The following is a 14,335-nucleotide window of genomic DNA, read 5'->3' as shown; positions in this document are numbered from 1 at the left end:
GCGTTCATGGGACCGGCCGGCCGTGACTGGCCGGCCCGCGGCAAGAGGCGGCGCGACGATCCGGAGAGTCCGGGAAAGGCGCGCATGACCCACCGGACACCCCCTGGGGCTCACGCCAGGCTGTCCCGCCAGGCTCGGTGCAGGTCGGCGAAGCGGCCGGTGCCCGCGATCAGGTCGGCGGGGGAGCCGTCCTCGACGATGCGGCCCCGCTCCATCACCAGGACCCGGTCCGCGACCTCCACCGTGGACAGGCGGTGCGCGATCACCATCGCGGTACGGCCGTTGAGGACCGTGCGCATGGCGCGCTGCACCGCCCGCTCGCCCGGGATGTCGAGCGAGCTGGTCGCCTCGTCGAGGATCAGGACGGCCGGGTCGGCCAGCAACGCCCGTGCGAAGGCGACCAGTTGGCGCTGGCCCGCCGAGATGCGGCCGCCCCGCTTGCGCACGTCCGTGTCGTAGCCGTCCGGCAGACCCGCGATGAAGTCGTGCGCGCCGATCGCCTTCGCGGCCCGCTCGATGTCCTCCCGGGTGGCGTCGGGGCGGCCGATCGCGATGTTCTCGGCGACCGTGCCGGAGAACAGGAACGCCTCCTGGGTGACCATGACGACCCCCCGCCGCAGATCCCGTACGGACAGCTCGCGCAGATCCGTACCGTCCAGCAGGACGCGGCCTTCCGCGGGGTCGTAGAAACGGGCCAGGAGCTTGGCGAGGGTGGACTTGCCGGCGCCCGTCGCGCCGACCACGGCGACGGTCTGGCCCGCCTCGATGGTCAGGTCGAAGTGGGGGAGCACCTCGCCGCCGGTCCGGTAGCCGAAGCTGACCTGCTCGAAGTCGACGCGGCGGCCCGGCAGTTCACGGGCCGTCTCCGGCAGCACAACGGGGTGTGCCGCTTCGGGTACGGACGGGACCTGGGCGAGCAGCCCGGCGACCTTCACCAGGGAGGCGGCCGCCGACTGGTAGGAGTTGAGGAACATGCCGAGGCGGTCGATCGGGTCGTACAGGCGGCGCAGATACAGCACCGCCGCGGCCAGCACACCCAGCGCCAGGCCGCCGTCGGCGACCCGCGTCGCACCCCACAGCACCATCGCGGCGACCGCCGTGTTGGCGACGAACCGGGAGCCGGCCACATAGCGCGCCATCTCCAGGAGCGCGTCGCCGTTGCTCCGCTCGTGCCGCCGGTTGAGCTCCCTGAACTCGGCGTCATTGGCGCCCTCGCGCCGGAACGCCTGCACCGGCCGGATCCCGTTCAGCGTCTCCGCGAACTTGACGATCACCGCGGCGATGGCGGTGGACCGGGCGCCGTACACGGCCCCGGCCCGGCGCTGGTAGAGCCGGATCAGGAAGTGCAGCGGGAGGTAGGACGCGATCGCGAGCGCGCCGATGCCCCAGTCCAGCCACAGCAGCATCGCGCAGATGTAGACCGAGGAGAGCACCACCCCGATGAGCTCCTGGAGCCCCTCGCTGAGCAGCTCGCGCAGCGACTCGACGTCCGTGGTGGAGCGCGAGATCAGCCGCCCCGAGGTGTACCGCTCGTGGAAGTCCACGCTCAGCGCCTGCGCGTGCCGGAAGATCCGCCCGCGCAGATCGAGCAGCACGTCCTGGTTGACCCGCGCCGAGGTCCGGACGAACGCGTACTGGAAGAACCCGGAGGCCAGCGCGCACCCCAGATACCCGGCCCCGACGGCCACCAGCGGACCGTAGTCGTGCGCCCGGAACGCGGGCACGCCCCGGTCGATGGCGTACGCGACGAGCAGCGGTCCCGCCTGCACCGCGGCCTGCTGCACCACGAGCAGCAGCGCGGCAAGCACCACCTGACGGCGCAGCGGATGCAGCAGGGACCGCAGCAGCGCCCCGGTCGACCCGGCGGGCGCGGGCAGCTCGTCCCTGTCGAACGCGTCGACGTGACCGGCGGGCTCCGCCGGTTCCTCGTCCCCGGTGGCGGTCTCCTGCCCGACCGTCGCGGTCATCGCCCCTCCCCTTCCTCGTCGCCGAGTTCATCGGCGCCCGACATCAGCCAGGCGTATTCGGCATTGCCGCGCAGCAGTTCCTGATGCGTGCCGACCGCCGCGATCCGGCCGCCGGACAGCAGCGCCACCCGGTCGGCGAGCATCACCGTCGACGGGCGGTGCGCGACGACCAGCGCGGTGGTGTCCTGAAGCACCCTCCGCAGCGCGGCCTCCACCAGCGCCTCGGTGTGGACGTCCAGTGCCGACAGGGGGTCGTCCAGGATCAGGAACCTCGGCCGCCCCATCACCGCCCGAGCCAGCGCGAGCCGCTGCCGCTGCCCGCCGGACAGACTCAGCCCCTGCTCACCGACCTGCGTGTCCACCCCCTGCGGAAGCCGGTGCACGAAGCCGGCCTGCGCGATGTCCAGCGCCCGCCCCAGATCCCCCGAACTCCCGCCGCCCATCCGGACGTTCTCCCCGACGGAGGCCGAGAACAGCGTGGGCTCCTCGAAGGCCACGGCCACCAGACCGCGCAGCCGCTCCCGCGACATGCGGGCGATGTCCTCCCCGTCGAGCGTGATCCGCCCCCCGCCGACCTCGTACAACCGCGGCACGAGCGCGGTGAGCGTGGTCTTCCCCGCCCCGGTCCCGCCGACCAACGCCATGGTCTCGCCGGCCCGTATGTGCAGATCGATCCGGGCGAGTACGGGTGAGGACGCGGGTTCGGCATCGGGGTACCGGAACAACACCCCTTCAAACCGAATCCCGTCCGGCGAAGAGCCAGCCTCTCGGGCCCCGGTCAGCGAAGAGTCATCCCCTCCGGCGATTGCCGGACGCCCAGCCTTTCCGGCGGCGGCCGGCGAAAGCTCAGCTCCTTCCGCTCCGGTCAGCGAAAAATCAGCCTCTCCGGCGTTTGAGGAGCGGGGGTCCGGGGGCAGAGCCCCCGGTGCACGGTCCGCGGACGAAGACGGCGGCACACCCCCCAGGGCGTGGGAGGAGACACCCCGCTCCCCTTCCTCCTCAGCCGCATCCATGACCTCAAAGAACCGCGCCGTCGCCGTAGCCGACTCCTGACTCATCGCCAGCAGGAACCCGATCGACTCCACCGGCCACCGCAGCGCCAGCGCCGTCGACAGGAACGCCACCAGCGTCCCGGCCGACAGCTCCCCGTCGGCCACCTGCACCGTGCCGAGCACCAGCGCCGCGCCGATGGCGAGTTCGGGGAACGTGGTGATCAGGCCCCACAGCCCGGCGAGCAGCCGCGCCTTGGCGAGCTCGGTGCCGCGCAGCCGCTGGGAGAGTTCGCGGAAGGCGAGTGCCTGGCTGCGGTGCTGCCCGAACCCCTTGATGATCCGGATGCCGAGCACGCTCTCCTCGACCACCGTCGTCAGATCGCCCACCTGGTCCTGCGCGCGCCGGGCGACGAGTGAGTACCGGGGCTCGAAGACCGAGCAGAGGACCACCAGCGGGATCACGGGTAGGAGCAGCACGAGCCCGAGGCTCCACTGCTGCGAGAGCAGGATCGCGAACCCGGCGAGGATCGTGACGCTGTTGACGAGGAGGAAGGTCAGCGGGAACGACAGGAACATCCGCAGCAGCATCAGATCCGTGGTGCCGCGCGACAGGAGCTGGCCCGAGGCCCAGCGGTCGTGGAAGGAGACGGGCAGCCGCTGCACATGCCGGTACAGGTCCGCCCGCATGGCCGCCTCGACCGCCGCGAGCGGCCGCGCCACCAGCCAGCGCCGGAAGCCGAAGAGCACCGCCTCCGCGACCCCGAGCAGCAGCAGATACAGCGCGCCGAGCCACACCCCGCCGGGGTCGTGGTCGGCGACCGGCCCGTCGACGATCCATTTCAGTACGAGTGGGATCACCAGGCCGAGGCATGACGCGACGATTGCCACAAATGCCGCGCTGAAAAGGTGAGTTCGCACCGGGCGTACGTACGGCCAGAGTCTCAGGAGCGAGCGTGTGGCCGACTGGTCTTGGGTAGCTGCACGGGTCTTGGACATCAGAGCCGAGCCTACGGAGGGGCACTGACAGTGCCCACCGAGTTTCGGCCGGGGCCCACTGGTCCGCTGGTCCTAGGACCAGGCGAGAGACCCGGGAACCGGGAGGTCGTACCGCCCCATCAACCGGTCGGTTGATCCCGGTCGGTTGATCCGGGGTCGAGCGCGATGGGCGATGTGGCGGACCGCCGCCGGGAACCGGGAGATCGCCCGCGCCCTGTTCATCGGCGAGGCCACGGCGAAGACCCATCTGACGCACATCTACGGCAAGTCGGGCGTCAAGGACCGTGCCGCGGCGGTGGCGGTGGCGTACGACCGGAAGATCCTCGGCCGGCCGCCGCCCGCCGCCCCGCCCTCACCAGACCCCGGGTATCAGCCTGCGGGTGACGGCCGCGTACTGGGTGTAGGCGGCGCCGAGCGCCTGGGAGAGGAGCTTCTCCTCCACATGGATGCGGTAGCCGAGGGCCAGCGCGCCGCCCGCCAGGAGGACGAGGAGCGCCGCCGCGTTGTCGAGGGTCACCCCGAGCGCGAGTCCCGCCAGCAGGATGCCGCTGTACGCGGGATGGCGCACCCAGCGGTAGGGCCCCGACCGCACGACCTGGTGGTCCTGCTGGACATGGACCGTGCCGCGGAAGAAACGGCCCAGGGTGACGATCGCCCACAGCCGCAGGCCTATCCCGGCCCAGGCGAAGAGCAGCACGGCCAGGCGGGCGGCGGCCGAGGCCGTCGAATAGTCGAGCGCGGGGGTGGCGCGGGCGACCGGGTGGACCGCCCAGGAGACCGCGCTCGTCATCACGACGAAGAGCAGCAGGCTGCGCCACTCGGTGCGCTCGGTCGGCGCGCTGCTCAGCAACTGGCGTGCCTGCAGGACGAGTTCACAGGCGAGCCAGGCGTACAGGGTGACCCTGATCGCCAGATCGATGTCGCCGCTCATGCCGCACCACTCCCTTCCGTCACCGAAGCCCGTGACCCCGAGCGCGAGGCCCGGGGTCCGATCGCCGATCGCCGATGGCTCCGGCACGATCAACGGTCGCAGGGAGGGCGGGTGGAGCGGATCGGCCGGTGGGTGGAGCGCAGGGTGGACATTTCCGCACCTCCGCCTCCACCCTGCCTCCACCCACCCCCCACCTGCGCAGAGCCCGGCCCTACCCGGCCACCCTCAGCACCAGCACCGCGCGGGCCGGCATCGTCACCGTCTCGCCGCCCCGGTGGGCCCGGCCCGGCGGGGCGCCCTGCTCCTCCTCCGAGGTGTCCACGACCACCTCGTACGACTCGGCCCACGGCGGCCCCGGCAGCACACAGCTCGCCGGGCGGTCCGCCGAGTGCAGCAGGATCAGGAAGCTGTCGTCGGTCACCGGGGCGCCCCGCGCGTCGCGCCCCGGGATGTCGCGGCCGGACAGGTACAGGCCCAGCGTCGAGGCGGGCGCGTACCAGTCCTGCTCGGTCATCTCCTTGCCCCGCGCGGTGAACCAGGCCAGGTCCCGCAGCCCGTCCGCGGCCTGCGGGCGCCCGGAGAAGAAGGCCCGGCGGCGCAGCACCGGATGGCGGTGCCTCAACTGGACGAGCCGGGTGGCCAGTTCGAGCAGCCCGCGCGGCCCCGGCTTCTCCAGGAGCGACCAGTCGACCCAGCTCACCTCCCCGTCCTGGCAGTACGCGTTGTTGTTGCCGCCCTGGGTGCGGCCCATCTCGTCGCCCGCGACCAGCATCGGCACGCCCGTCGACACCAGCAGGGTGGTGAGCAGGTTCCGCAGTTGCCTGCGCCGCAGCGCGTTGACCCGGGGGTCGTCGGTCTCGCCCTCCACCCCGCAGTTCCACGACCGGTTGTCGTGGGTGCCGTCCCGGTTGCCCTCCCCGTTCGCCTCGTTGTGCTTGCGCTCGTACGACACCAGGTCCCGCAGCGTGAAACCGTCGTGCGCGGTGACGAAGTTGATGGACGCGTACGGCCGCCGGCCGCCCCAGGCGTACAGGTCGCTCGACCCGGAGAGCCGGTAGCCGAGGTCGCGCACGTCCGGCAGCGCGCCCCGCCAGAAGTCCCGCACGGCGTCCCGGTAGCGGTCGTTCCACTCGGTCCACAGCGGCGGGAAGGAGCCCACCTGGTAGCCGCCGTTGCCCACGTCCCACGGTTCGGCGATCAGTTTCACCCGCCGCAGCACCGGGTCCTGGGCGATAACGGCGAGGAAGGGGGACAGCATGTCGACGTCGTGCATGGAGCGGGCGAGCGCCGCCGCCAGGTCGAAGCGGAAGCCGTCCACCCCCATCTCGGTCACCCAGTAGCGCAGCGAATCCGTGATGAGCCGCAGCACATGGGGCTGGACCACATGGAGGGTGTTGCCGCAGCCCGTGTAGTCGGCGTACCGGCGCGCGTCGGAGGGCAGGCGGTAGTAGCCGCGGTTGTCGATCCCGCGCAGCGACAGCGTCGGCCCCAACTCGCCCGCCTCGGCCGTGTGGTTGTAGACGACGTCGAGGATGACCTCGATACCGGCCCCGTGCAGGGCCCGCACCATCCGCTTGAACTCGCCGACCTGCTGCCCGGAGGTTCCGGACGCCGAGTAGGCGGCGTGCGGCGCGAAGTACCCGATCGAGTTGTACCCCCAGTAGTTTCGGAGCCCGCGGCGCAGCAGATGGTCCTCGTGCGCGAACTGGTGCACCGGGAGCAGCTCGACCGCCGTCACTCCCAGGCGCACCAGATGCTCCAGCGCCGCCGGATGCGCGAGGCCGGCGTAGGTGCCGCGCAGCGGCTCGGGGATCTCCGGGTGGAGCCGGGTGAAGCCGCGTACGTGCAGCTCGTAGATGACCGAGTCGGACCAGGGGGTCTTGGGGCGGTGGTCGTCCGCCCAGTCGTCGTCGTCCTGCACGACGACGCCCTTGGGGACGTGCGGCGCCGAGTCGCGGTCGTCGCGGACGGTGTCGGCGACCTGCTGCTGCGGCCAGTCGCGGACGTGTCCGTACACCTCGGGCGGCAGCGCGAAGTCGCCGTCCACGGCCCGTGCGTACGGGTCGAGGAGGAGCTTCGCCGGGTTCCAGCGGGCCCCGGTCCACGGGTCCCAGCGGCCGTGCACCCGGAATCCGTACCGCTGACCGGGGTGTACGCCGGGGACGAAGCCGTGCCAGATCTCATGGGTCAACTCGGTGAGGGCGAGCCGGGTTTCGCCGCCCGCCGCATCGAAGAGGCACAGCTCGACCGCTTCGGCGCCGCCCGCCCACAGTGCGAAGTTGGTGCCCGCGACGCCGTCCGGGCCGACCCGGAAGCGCGCCCCCAACGGGGTCGGCGCGCCCGGCCAGACAGGGGGGCGCAGGGCCCCCGGTTCACCCCGGTGGCCGTGCCCTTCCGAGGCGGGCGCGCCCCTCGCGGCACCCCGCACTGCCTCCTGCTCGGCTGGGCTCGACACCTGACGGCCTCCCGCGGCTCGGCGCCCTACGGGAACGCGCGGCGTCCCGGCCGCGGCTCCCCAGGCGTGTCCCTGCACCTGTTCTGCCCGCAACAGCCCTCGTACTCACGTTTCCCCCGGCGGGGGGCGGTCGTTGGGTCGGTCGTGAGAGACGTACTGAAGCGGGCAGGGGCGGGCGCGGCCGCCGCCCTGGCATGGGCAGGACTGACGGCGGTCCTGGTGACCGGCCTTACCGGGTGCTCGGGCGGCACCCTGGACCTCGGCGACATCGGGGGCAAGCCGTTGACGCCGCAGGAGGCCATTCTGGTGACCCCGGACGACGGGGCCAAGGGAGTCAAGGCGGACGGGAAGGTGGAGGTGCGGGTGCCCAGCGGGCGCCTGGAGCGGGTCAAGGTGATGAAGACGGAGGACGCGCAGCCCGAGGAGGTGCAGGGGAAGATCTCCGCGGACGGGCTGACCTGGGCGCCGACCGGCCGTGCGCTCCAACTGGCCGCGCGGTACACGGTGGACACGGTGGCGCTCGACGGCCACGGCCACCGTCAGGCCCGCCACACCAGCTTCACCACCTATGTGCCCGAACACCGTTTCATCGGCTACTTCAAGCCGGAGAACCGCTCCACGGTGGGCGTCGGCATGATCGTTTCCTTCAGCTTCAACCAGGCGATCAAGGACCGGGCGGCCGTCGAGCGCGCCATCAGGATCACCGCCCAGCCTCCGGTGGAGGTGAAGGGGCACTGGTTCGGTCAGGACCGGATCGACTTCCGGCCGCGCGAGTACTGGAAGCCCGGCACCCGGGTCACCGTCGACATGCGCCTGCGCGACGTGGTGGCCGCGCCCGGGGTGTACGGCATCCAGGACAAGACGATCGGCTTCACCATCGGGCGCGCACAGGAGTCCCTCGTGGACGCCGAGGCGCACACCATGGAGGTGCGGCGCGGCGGCGAGCTGGTGTCCACGCTGCCGATCTCCGCGGGGTCGCCGAAGAACATGACGTACAACGGGAAGATGGTCGTCACCGACATGTACGACGTGACCCGGATGAACAGCCGGACCGTCGGCTTCGGCGGCGAGTACGACATTCCGGATGTTCCGCACGCCATCCGGCTGACCGGCTCCGGGACCTTCCTGCACGGCAACTACTGGGCCCCGTCGAACACGTTCGGCAACATCAACACCAGTCACGGGTGCGTCGGTCTGCGCGATGTGAAGGGCGGCAGCTCGGACACTCCGGCGGGCTGGTTCTTCGACCGCACCCTCATCGGGGACGTGGTGCAGGTTGTCAACTCCCGTGAGCGGGAGGTCTCTCCCGACAACGGCCTCGGTGGCTGGAACCTCGACTGGGACAAGTGGAGGGCGGGTTCGGCGATCTCCTGAACACCCCGATTCCCCGGCATCCCTCGAACGCATGGCCCATGACCGTTCCCGGTTAACCAACCGGGAACGGTTCCTGTGTTTCACCTGAGAGTTCCAGGACAAGTTGGGACTGAACGGTGACATTGGCGGGGCGGTCGGAGCCTTTCCGGTGTGATTATCTAGCGCCGTGCGTGCGCGAGGACGTGCGCGGGGGTGATGAGTGCGGGCGGTGGCGGGGCCACGCCGTGCGAGGGGAGAAAAAGTCTTGAACGGGCAGCCAATTTCGGGGGTTCCGGCCGGGGCCGGACGGCGCGGACGTCAGGGCACCGCGCTGCTCGCCCTGGTACTCGGGGCGTTGCTGCTGCTGGTGACCGCGTGCGGCGGGGGCGACGGCTCCAGCAGCAAGGCCAAGTCCGGTGCCGGAAGTGCCGCCGAGGACACCAAGGCCTCCGAGGCCGTGGTCACCATCGCGCCGGCGGACAACGCCAAGGACGTCGCGACCAGCGACGCGCTGAAGATATCCGCCGAGAAGGGCAAGCTCTCCGCCGTCGCGGTCGCCGACAGCAAGGGCAACGCGGTCGCCGGGAAGATATCCGCGGACGGCCTCACCTGGGCCCCGGACCAGCACCTCGCCTCCGCGACGCAGTACAAGGTGCACGCCGTCGCCAAGGACGCAAAGGGCCGCGAGTCCGCCAAGGACACCACCTTCACCACGCTCGTCCCGACGAACACCTTCATCGGCCAGTACGTGCCCGAGGACGGCGACACCGTCGGCGTCGGCATGCCGGTCTCCATCAACTTCAGCCGCGGCATCACCAACCCGGACGCGGTGAAGAAGGCGATCACCGTGACGGCCGAGCCCGCCGTCCCGGTCGAGGGCCACTGGTTCGGCAACGACCGCCTCGACTTCCGACCCGAGAACTACTGGGCCCCCGGCACCAAGGTCACCGTCAAGTTCAACCTCGACGGCGTCGAGGGCCGCCCCGGCGTCTACGGCAAGCAGACCCGCACGGTCCACTTCACCATCGGCCGCTCCCAGGTCAGCACCGTCGACGCCGGCTCCCACACCATGAAGGTGGAGCGCGACGGCAAGCTCCTGAAGACCATCCCGATCAGCGCGGGCTCCCCGGCGAACACCACGTACAACGGGCAGATGGTCATCAGTGAGAAGTACGAGGTGACCCGGATGAACGGCGCCACCGTCGGCTTCGGCGGCGAGTACGACATCAAGGACGTGCCGCACGCGATGCGCCTGTCCAGCTCGGGCACCTTCATCCACGGCAACTACTGGGGCGACCCGTCGGTGTTCGGCTCGGCCAACACCAGCCACGGCTGCGTCGGTCTGCGCGACGCGCGCGGTGCGGGCGACCCCTCCACCCCGGCGGCCTGGTTCTACAACAGCTCGCTGATCGGCGACGTGGTCGTCGTGAAGAACTCCAAGGACAAGGTCATCCAGCCGGACAACGGCCTCAACGGCTGGAACCTGTCCTGGTCGGAGTGGAAGAAGTAGATCCGCCGGCGACTCCCGACGGACCCGGTGCTGCCGCGAGGCTGTGAATTTGGGGGGCGAGCCCCTCAAACCCACCACGCACCGGGTCCGTTGTCGTTAGTGACCGTTAACCTGCCTCCTATGACTGTGAACCTCGAAGTTTCCGAAGGCGTCGGCACCATCCGCCTGGACCGGCCTCCGATGAACGCCCTCGACGTCGCGAGCCAGGACCGGCTGCGCGAACTGGCCGAGGAGGCGGCCCGGCGCGACGACGTGCGGGCGGTGGTCCTGTACGGCGGCGAGAAGCTGTTCGCGGCGGGCGCGGACATCAAGGAGATGCAGGCCATGGACCACGCGGCGATGGTCGTGCGCGGCCGGGCGCTGCAGGACAGTTTCAGCGCCGTCGCCAAGATCCCCAAGCCCGTCGTGGCCGCCGTCACCGGCTACGCGCTGGGCGGCGGCTGCGAGTTGGCGCTCTGCGCCGACTTCCGCATCGCGGGCGACAACGCCAAGCTGGGCCAGCCCGAGATCCTGCTCGGCCTCATCCCGGGTGCGGGCGGCACCCAGCGCCTGGCCCGCCTGGTGGGCCCGTCCAAGGCCAAGGACCTCATCTTCACCGGCCGACAGGTGAAGGCCGACGAGGCGCTCGCCATCGGCCTGGTCGACCAGGTGGTGCCGGCCGCCGAGGTGTACGAGCGGGCCGTCGCCTGGGCCGCGCGGCTCGCACAGGGCCCGGCCATCGCGCTGCGCGCCGCCAAGGAGTCGATCGACGCCGGTCTGGAGACGGACATCGACACCGGGCTCGCCATCGAACGCAACTGGTTCGCGGGCCTGTTCGCGACCGAGGACCGCGAGCGGGGCATGCGCAGCTTCGTGGAGGAGGGTCCGGGCAAGGCCAAGTTCCTCTGACCGCGCCGGAGTTGGACGGCGGGGGTCAACGGGCGGTGTACGTGTGGGGGCGGTGTGTACACCCTGTGGGGGGATTAGCACAGCCTTAAGCACACCTTAAGGAAATCCTCTTCGGAACGCTTGGTGATCAAGCAAACGCATCACGTCACCGCAGGTCAGGGCAGGTGCGCGGGGGCCTCTGCTGCCCCCGTCATATGCCAGACGGGGCCTCCGGAACGTCAGGTTCCGGAGGCTCGATTCCTTCGGAACGGCCCCGGCGGCCGCGCCGGGCCGCCATGATGGTGGCATGGCGGGGCTGGAGGGTGTGGAACAACCGGCGCGGCGCGGCACGGCGGCCGCGGCCCGGTGGATGCCGTCCGCCGACGACGAACTGGCGCTGAAGGCACTGGAGTTGTTCGGCAATCCGACGGACGAAGAGGTACGGCTGCCGTCCCGTCCGGAGTCCGCGGCGACCGCCCGCCGGATCACCCAGTCCGTCGTCCTGCGCCAGTGGGCGCTCTCGCCGACGCTCGCCGAGCACGCGGTGCTGCTCGTCTCCGAACTGGTCGGCAACGCGGTGCGGCACACCGGGGCCCGGGTCTTCGGTCTGCGCATGCTGCGCCGCCGGGGCTGGATCCGGATCGAGGTCCGCGACCCGTCACGCGGGCTGCCCTGTCTGATGCCGGTGCACGAGCTGGACATCAGCGGCCGCGGCCTGTTCCTGGTCGACAAGCTCTCCGACCGCTGGGGCGTGGACCTGCTGCCGCGCGGCAAGACCACCTGGTTCGAAATGCGGGTCGCCGACCGCTGAGGGTCCGGGCGACCGGTACCGGACATCACAGAAGCCCCCTGGCTGCCGGATGCGGCGCCACGGGGGCTTCTGTGGATCGCCGGGGATCTGGGGGGGGTGTGATCCACGGCGACTGAAGACGACCTGGCCCGGGTCAATGGGGGTCGTGTCTCCGACTATGACAGATGGGCGGCCCATCATCAAAAGTCCTCAATGGGGCATACACCACCAAACCATCACAGTTTAGCTATGAATCGTTGGTGAGCTAGGCCACGCACCTTCTAAACTGTGAATAAGTATGGGGGGCACTGAGTGAATCAGTGAATCTGCTGTGTCTGTACAGCTCGGCGTGGTCGCGACCCGCAAAGGTCCTGAATCGGGTCAATCATTATTTTCCGCCCTCTGGCGCACTTAAATGTCCATGTGCTGAATCCATCACCCCGTGCGGTCGACCGTCGCAGCGCGCTGCGGGCCGGGGCTGGCGCGGCCGTCGTGGGGGCGTTCGCGGCAGGCTGTTCGGACGACAAGGGTGGCGACCAGCCGTCCGAATCCCCGAAGCCCACCTCGTCCGCCTCCGCGGCGGCCACCGCCCCCGCCCGACCCGGAACCCACCGACCGGCACCGGCCCCCCGCTCCTTCCCCGGGCAGCCGGTCCAGATCAGCAGCGGACCCCGGGACCGCCCGCAGGTCGCGCTCACCTTCCACGGCCAGGGCGATCCCGAGATCGCCACGGCTCTGCTCACCATGGCCGAGAAGGCCGGTGCCCGCATCACCGTCCTCGCCGTCGGCAGCTGGCTCGACGAGCAGCCCGCGATGGCCCGCCGGATCCTCGACGGCGGCCACGAGCTGGGCAACCACACCCAGCACCACGTCGACATCTCCGCGCTGGCCGAGGCGGAGGCGTATGCCGAGATCACCGGCTGCGCGGACCGGCTGCGCCGGCTCACCGGCTCGATCGGGACCTGGTTCAGGCCGTCCCGCGCCCAGGAGGCGACGCCGCTCGTGCAGAGACTGGCCCGCCGGGCGGGGTACCCGCACGTCCTGTCGTACGACGTCGACTCCCTCGACTTCACCTCGCCCGGCGCCTCGGCCGTGACCCGCAACGTCACCGGGCAGATCCGCAACGGATCGGTGGTGAGCCTGCACTTCGGCTATGCGGACACGGTCGCCGCGCTGCCCGCCCTACTCGCCGAACTGGATCGCCGCCGACTGCGCGCGGTCACGACCACGGAGCTGCTGAGCTGATGCCGACCGTAACGAAGAGGACCACCGCGCTGCTCTCGGCAGTGCTGCTCGCAGCCCTCGTCGGCTGCGGATCGGGTGCCGACAAGAAGGAGGAGGCGCTCGGCACCAAGGCCGCGGTTCCGCCCGCGATCGCCAAGAAGACCGTGCCCGAGGGCCTGCCCGGGATGCCGCCCGTCCTCGACCCCCAGGACGCCTACGCCGCCGACCGCCCGAACGCGCTCCAGCCCGCGGTCAAGAACTTCCTGCCGCGCGTGTACGTGCCCAACACCAACTCCAACACGGTGTCGGTCATCGACCCGGCCTCGTACAAGGTCATCGAGACCATCCGGGTCGGCCACCAGCCCCAGCACGTCGTGCCCTCCTGGGACATGAAGACCCTCTGGGTCAACAACGACCTGGGCGACTCGCTCACCGCCATCGACCCCGCGACGGGCAAGACCGGACGCACCGTCCAGGTCTCGGACCCGTACAACCTCTACTTCACGCCGAACGGCAAGTACGCCGTCGTGATGGCGTCCATGGACCGCGAGCTGGTCTTCCGTGACCCGGTGACGATGAACCGGGTCAAGACCGTGCCGGTGAGCTGCGCGGGCGTCAACCACGCCGACTTCTCCATGGACGGCCGGTACTTCATCGTCTCCTGCGAGTTCTCCGGCGAGCTCCTCAAGGTCGACACGGAGAAGATGGAGGTCGTCGGCCAGCAGAAGCTCCCGTTCGACGGGGCGATGCCGCAGGACGTGAAGATGTCCCCGGACGGCAAGGCCTTCTACGTCGCCGACATGATGGCGCACGGCATGTGGGTCCTGGACGGCGACAAGTTCAGCACGCCCACCCTGCTGCCCACTGGCAAGGGCTGCCACGGCCTCTACATCAGCCGCGACTCCAAGGAGATGTACGTCTCCAACCGCGGCGAGGGCTCGATCTCGATCTTCGACTTCACGAAGAACAAGCTGACGAAGAAGTGGCACCTGCCGGACGGCGGCAGCCCCGACATGGGCGGCGTCTCCGCCGACGGCAAGGTGCTCTGGCTGTCCGGCCGCTACAACTCCGAGGTGTACGCCATCGACACCGCCACCGGCCAGGAGCTGGCCCGCATCCCCGTCGGCTCGGGCCCGCACGGGCTCGCCGTCTACCCGCAGCCGGGCCGGTACTCGCTCGGCCACACCGGCATCTTCCGCTGAGAGCCCGTGTCCAGGACCGGCACCGCGCGCCCGGAACCCAGGTCCCGG

General features: G+C 70.6%; 10 protein-coding genes and 1 pseudogene. 7 read left to right on the top strand and 4 right to left on the bottom strand.

Features of this window, described 5'->3' with window-relative positions:
- Positions 1-110 precede the first annotated feature (110 nt).
- Entirely contained in the window at positions 111-1,967 is a 1,857-nt protein-coding gene (locus tag ACIQ8J_RS19790) for an ABC transporter ATP-binding protein (protein ID WP_403272933.1), read from the bottom strand.
- The gene (locus tag ACIQ8J_RS19785) at positions 1,964-3,955 is read right to left on the bottom strand and encodes an ABC transporter ATP-binding protein (protein WP_403272935.1); all 1,992 of its coding nucleotides are present in this window, start codon (positions 3,953-3,955) and stop codon (positions 1,964-1,966) included. Before ACIQ8J_RS19785 ends, ACIQ8J_RS19790 begins: the two co-directional genes overlap by 4 nt.
- Positions 3,956-4,145: 190 nt before the next feature.
- Here ACIQ8J_RS19785 and ACIQ8J_RS19780 point away from each other — a divergent pair.
- Positions 4,146-4,283 (top strand): annotated as a pseudogene (locus ACIQ8J_RS19780) (response regulator transcription factor); the annotation flags it as partial.
- 24 nt (positions 4,284-4,307) lie between these two features.
- On the opposite strand, the gene ACIQ8J_RS19775 reads toward ACIQ8J_RS19780, so the two are convergent.
- Together ACIQ8J_RS19775 and glgX are read right to left on the bottom strand one after the other, a co-directional pair.
- A complete protein-coding gene (locus ACIQ8J_RS19775) occupies positions 4,308-4,886 on the bottom strand; it encodes a methyltransferase family protein (protein WP_403272937.1) in 579 nt (192 codons plus the stop codon).
- Positions 4,887-5,097: 211 nt separating this feature from the next.
- Positions 5,098-7,341 carry a glycogen debranching protein GlgX gene (gene glgX, locus ACIQ8J_RS19770; protein ID WP_403272939.1) on the bottom strand — a complete coding sequence of 748 codons (2,244 nt, stop codon included), beginning with the start codon at positions 7,339-7,341 and terminating at the stop codon, positions 5,098-5,100.
- Between the two features lie 144 nt (positions 7,342-7,485).
- Between glgX and ACIQ8J_RS19765 the strand changes: the two genes are divergently transcribed.
- The 6 genes from ACIQ8J_RS19765 (at position 7,486) to ACIQ8J_RS19740 (ending at position 14,287) form a co-directional block, all read left to right on the top strand.
- Positions 7,486-8,715 carry an Ig-like domain-containing protein gene (locus ACIQ8J_RS19765; protein ID WP_403272941.1) on the top strand — a complete coding sequence of 410 codons (1,230 nt, stop codon included), beginning with the start codon at positions 7,486-7,488 and terminating at the stop codon, positions 8,713-8,715.
- Between the two features lie 244 nt (positions 8,716-8,959).
- The gene (locus tag ACIQ8J_RS19760) at positions 8,960-10,204 is read left to right on the top strand and encodes an Ig-like domain-containing protein (RefSeq protein WP_403272942.1); all 1,245 of its coding nucleotides are present in this window, start codon (positions 8,960-8,962) and stop codon (positions 10,202-10,204) included.
- Positions 10,205-10,324: 120 nt separating this feature from the next.
- A complete protein-coding gene (locus ACIQ8J_RS19755) occupies positions 10,325-11,092 on the top strand; it encodes an enoyl-CoA hydratase/isomerase family protein (protein WP_403272944.1) in 768 nt (255 codons plus the stop codon).
- 286 nt (positions 11,093-11,378) lie between these two features.
- Entirely contained in the window at positions 11,379-11,882 is a 504-nt protein-coding gene (locus tag ACIQ8J_RS19750) for an ATP-binding protein (RefSeq protein WP_403272946.1), read from the top strand.
- A 405-nt stretch (positions 11,883-12,287) separates the two neighbouring features.
- Entirely contained in the window at positions 12,288-13,106 is an 819-nt protein-coding gene (locus tag ACIQ8J_RS19745) for a polysaccharide deacetylase family protein (protein ID WP_403273047.1), read from the top strand.
- On the top strand, positions 13,106-14,287 hold the full coding sequence (locus ACIQ8J_RS19740) for a YncE family protein (RefSeq protein ID WP_403272947.1): 1,182 nt from the start codon (positions 13,106-13,108) through the stop codon (positions 14,285-14,287). Before ACIQ8J_RS19745 ends, ACIQ8J_RS19740 begins: the two co-directional genes overlap by 1 nt.
- Positions 14,288-14,335: the final 48 nt, after the last annotated feature.

Origin of the sequence: Streptomyces sp. NPDC094147, assembly GCF_044764265.1 — a bacterium.
GTDB lineage: Bacteria > Actinomycetota > Actinomycetes > Streptomycetales > Streptomycetaceae > Streptomyces.
Note: the sequence above shows the minus strand (reverse complement) of the source record. Positions and strands in the feature narration are given on the sequence as shown.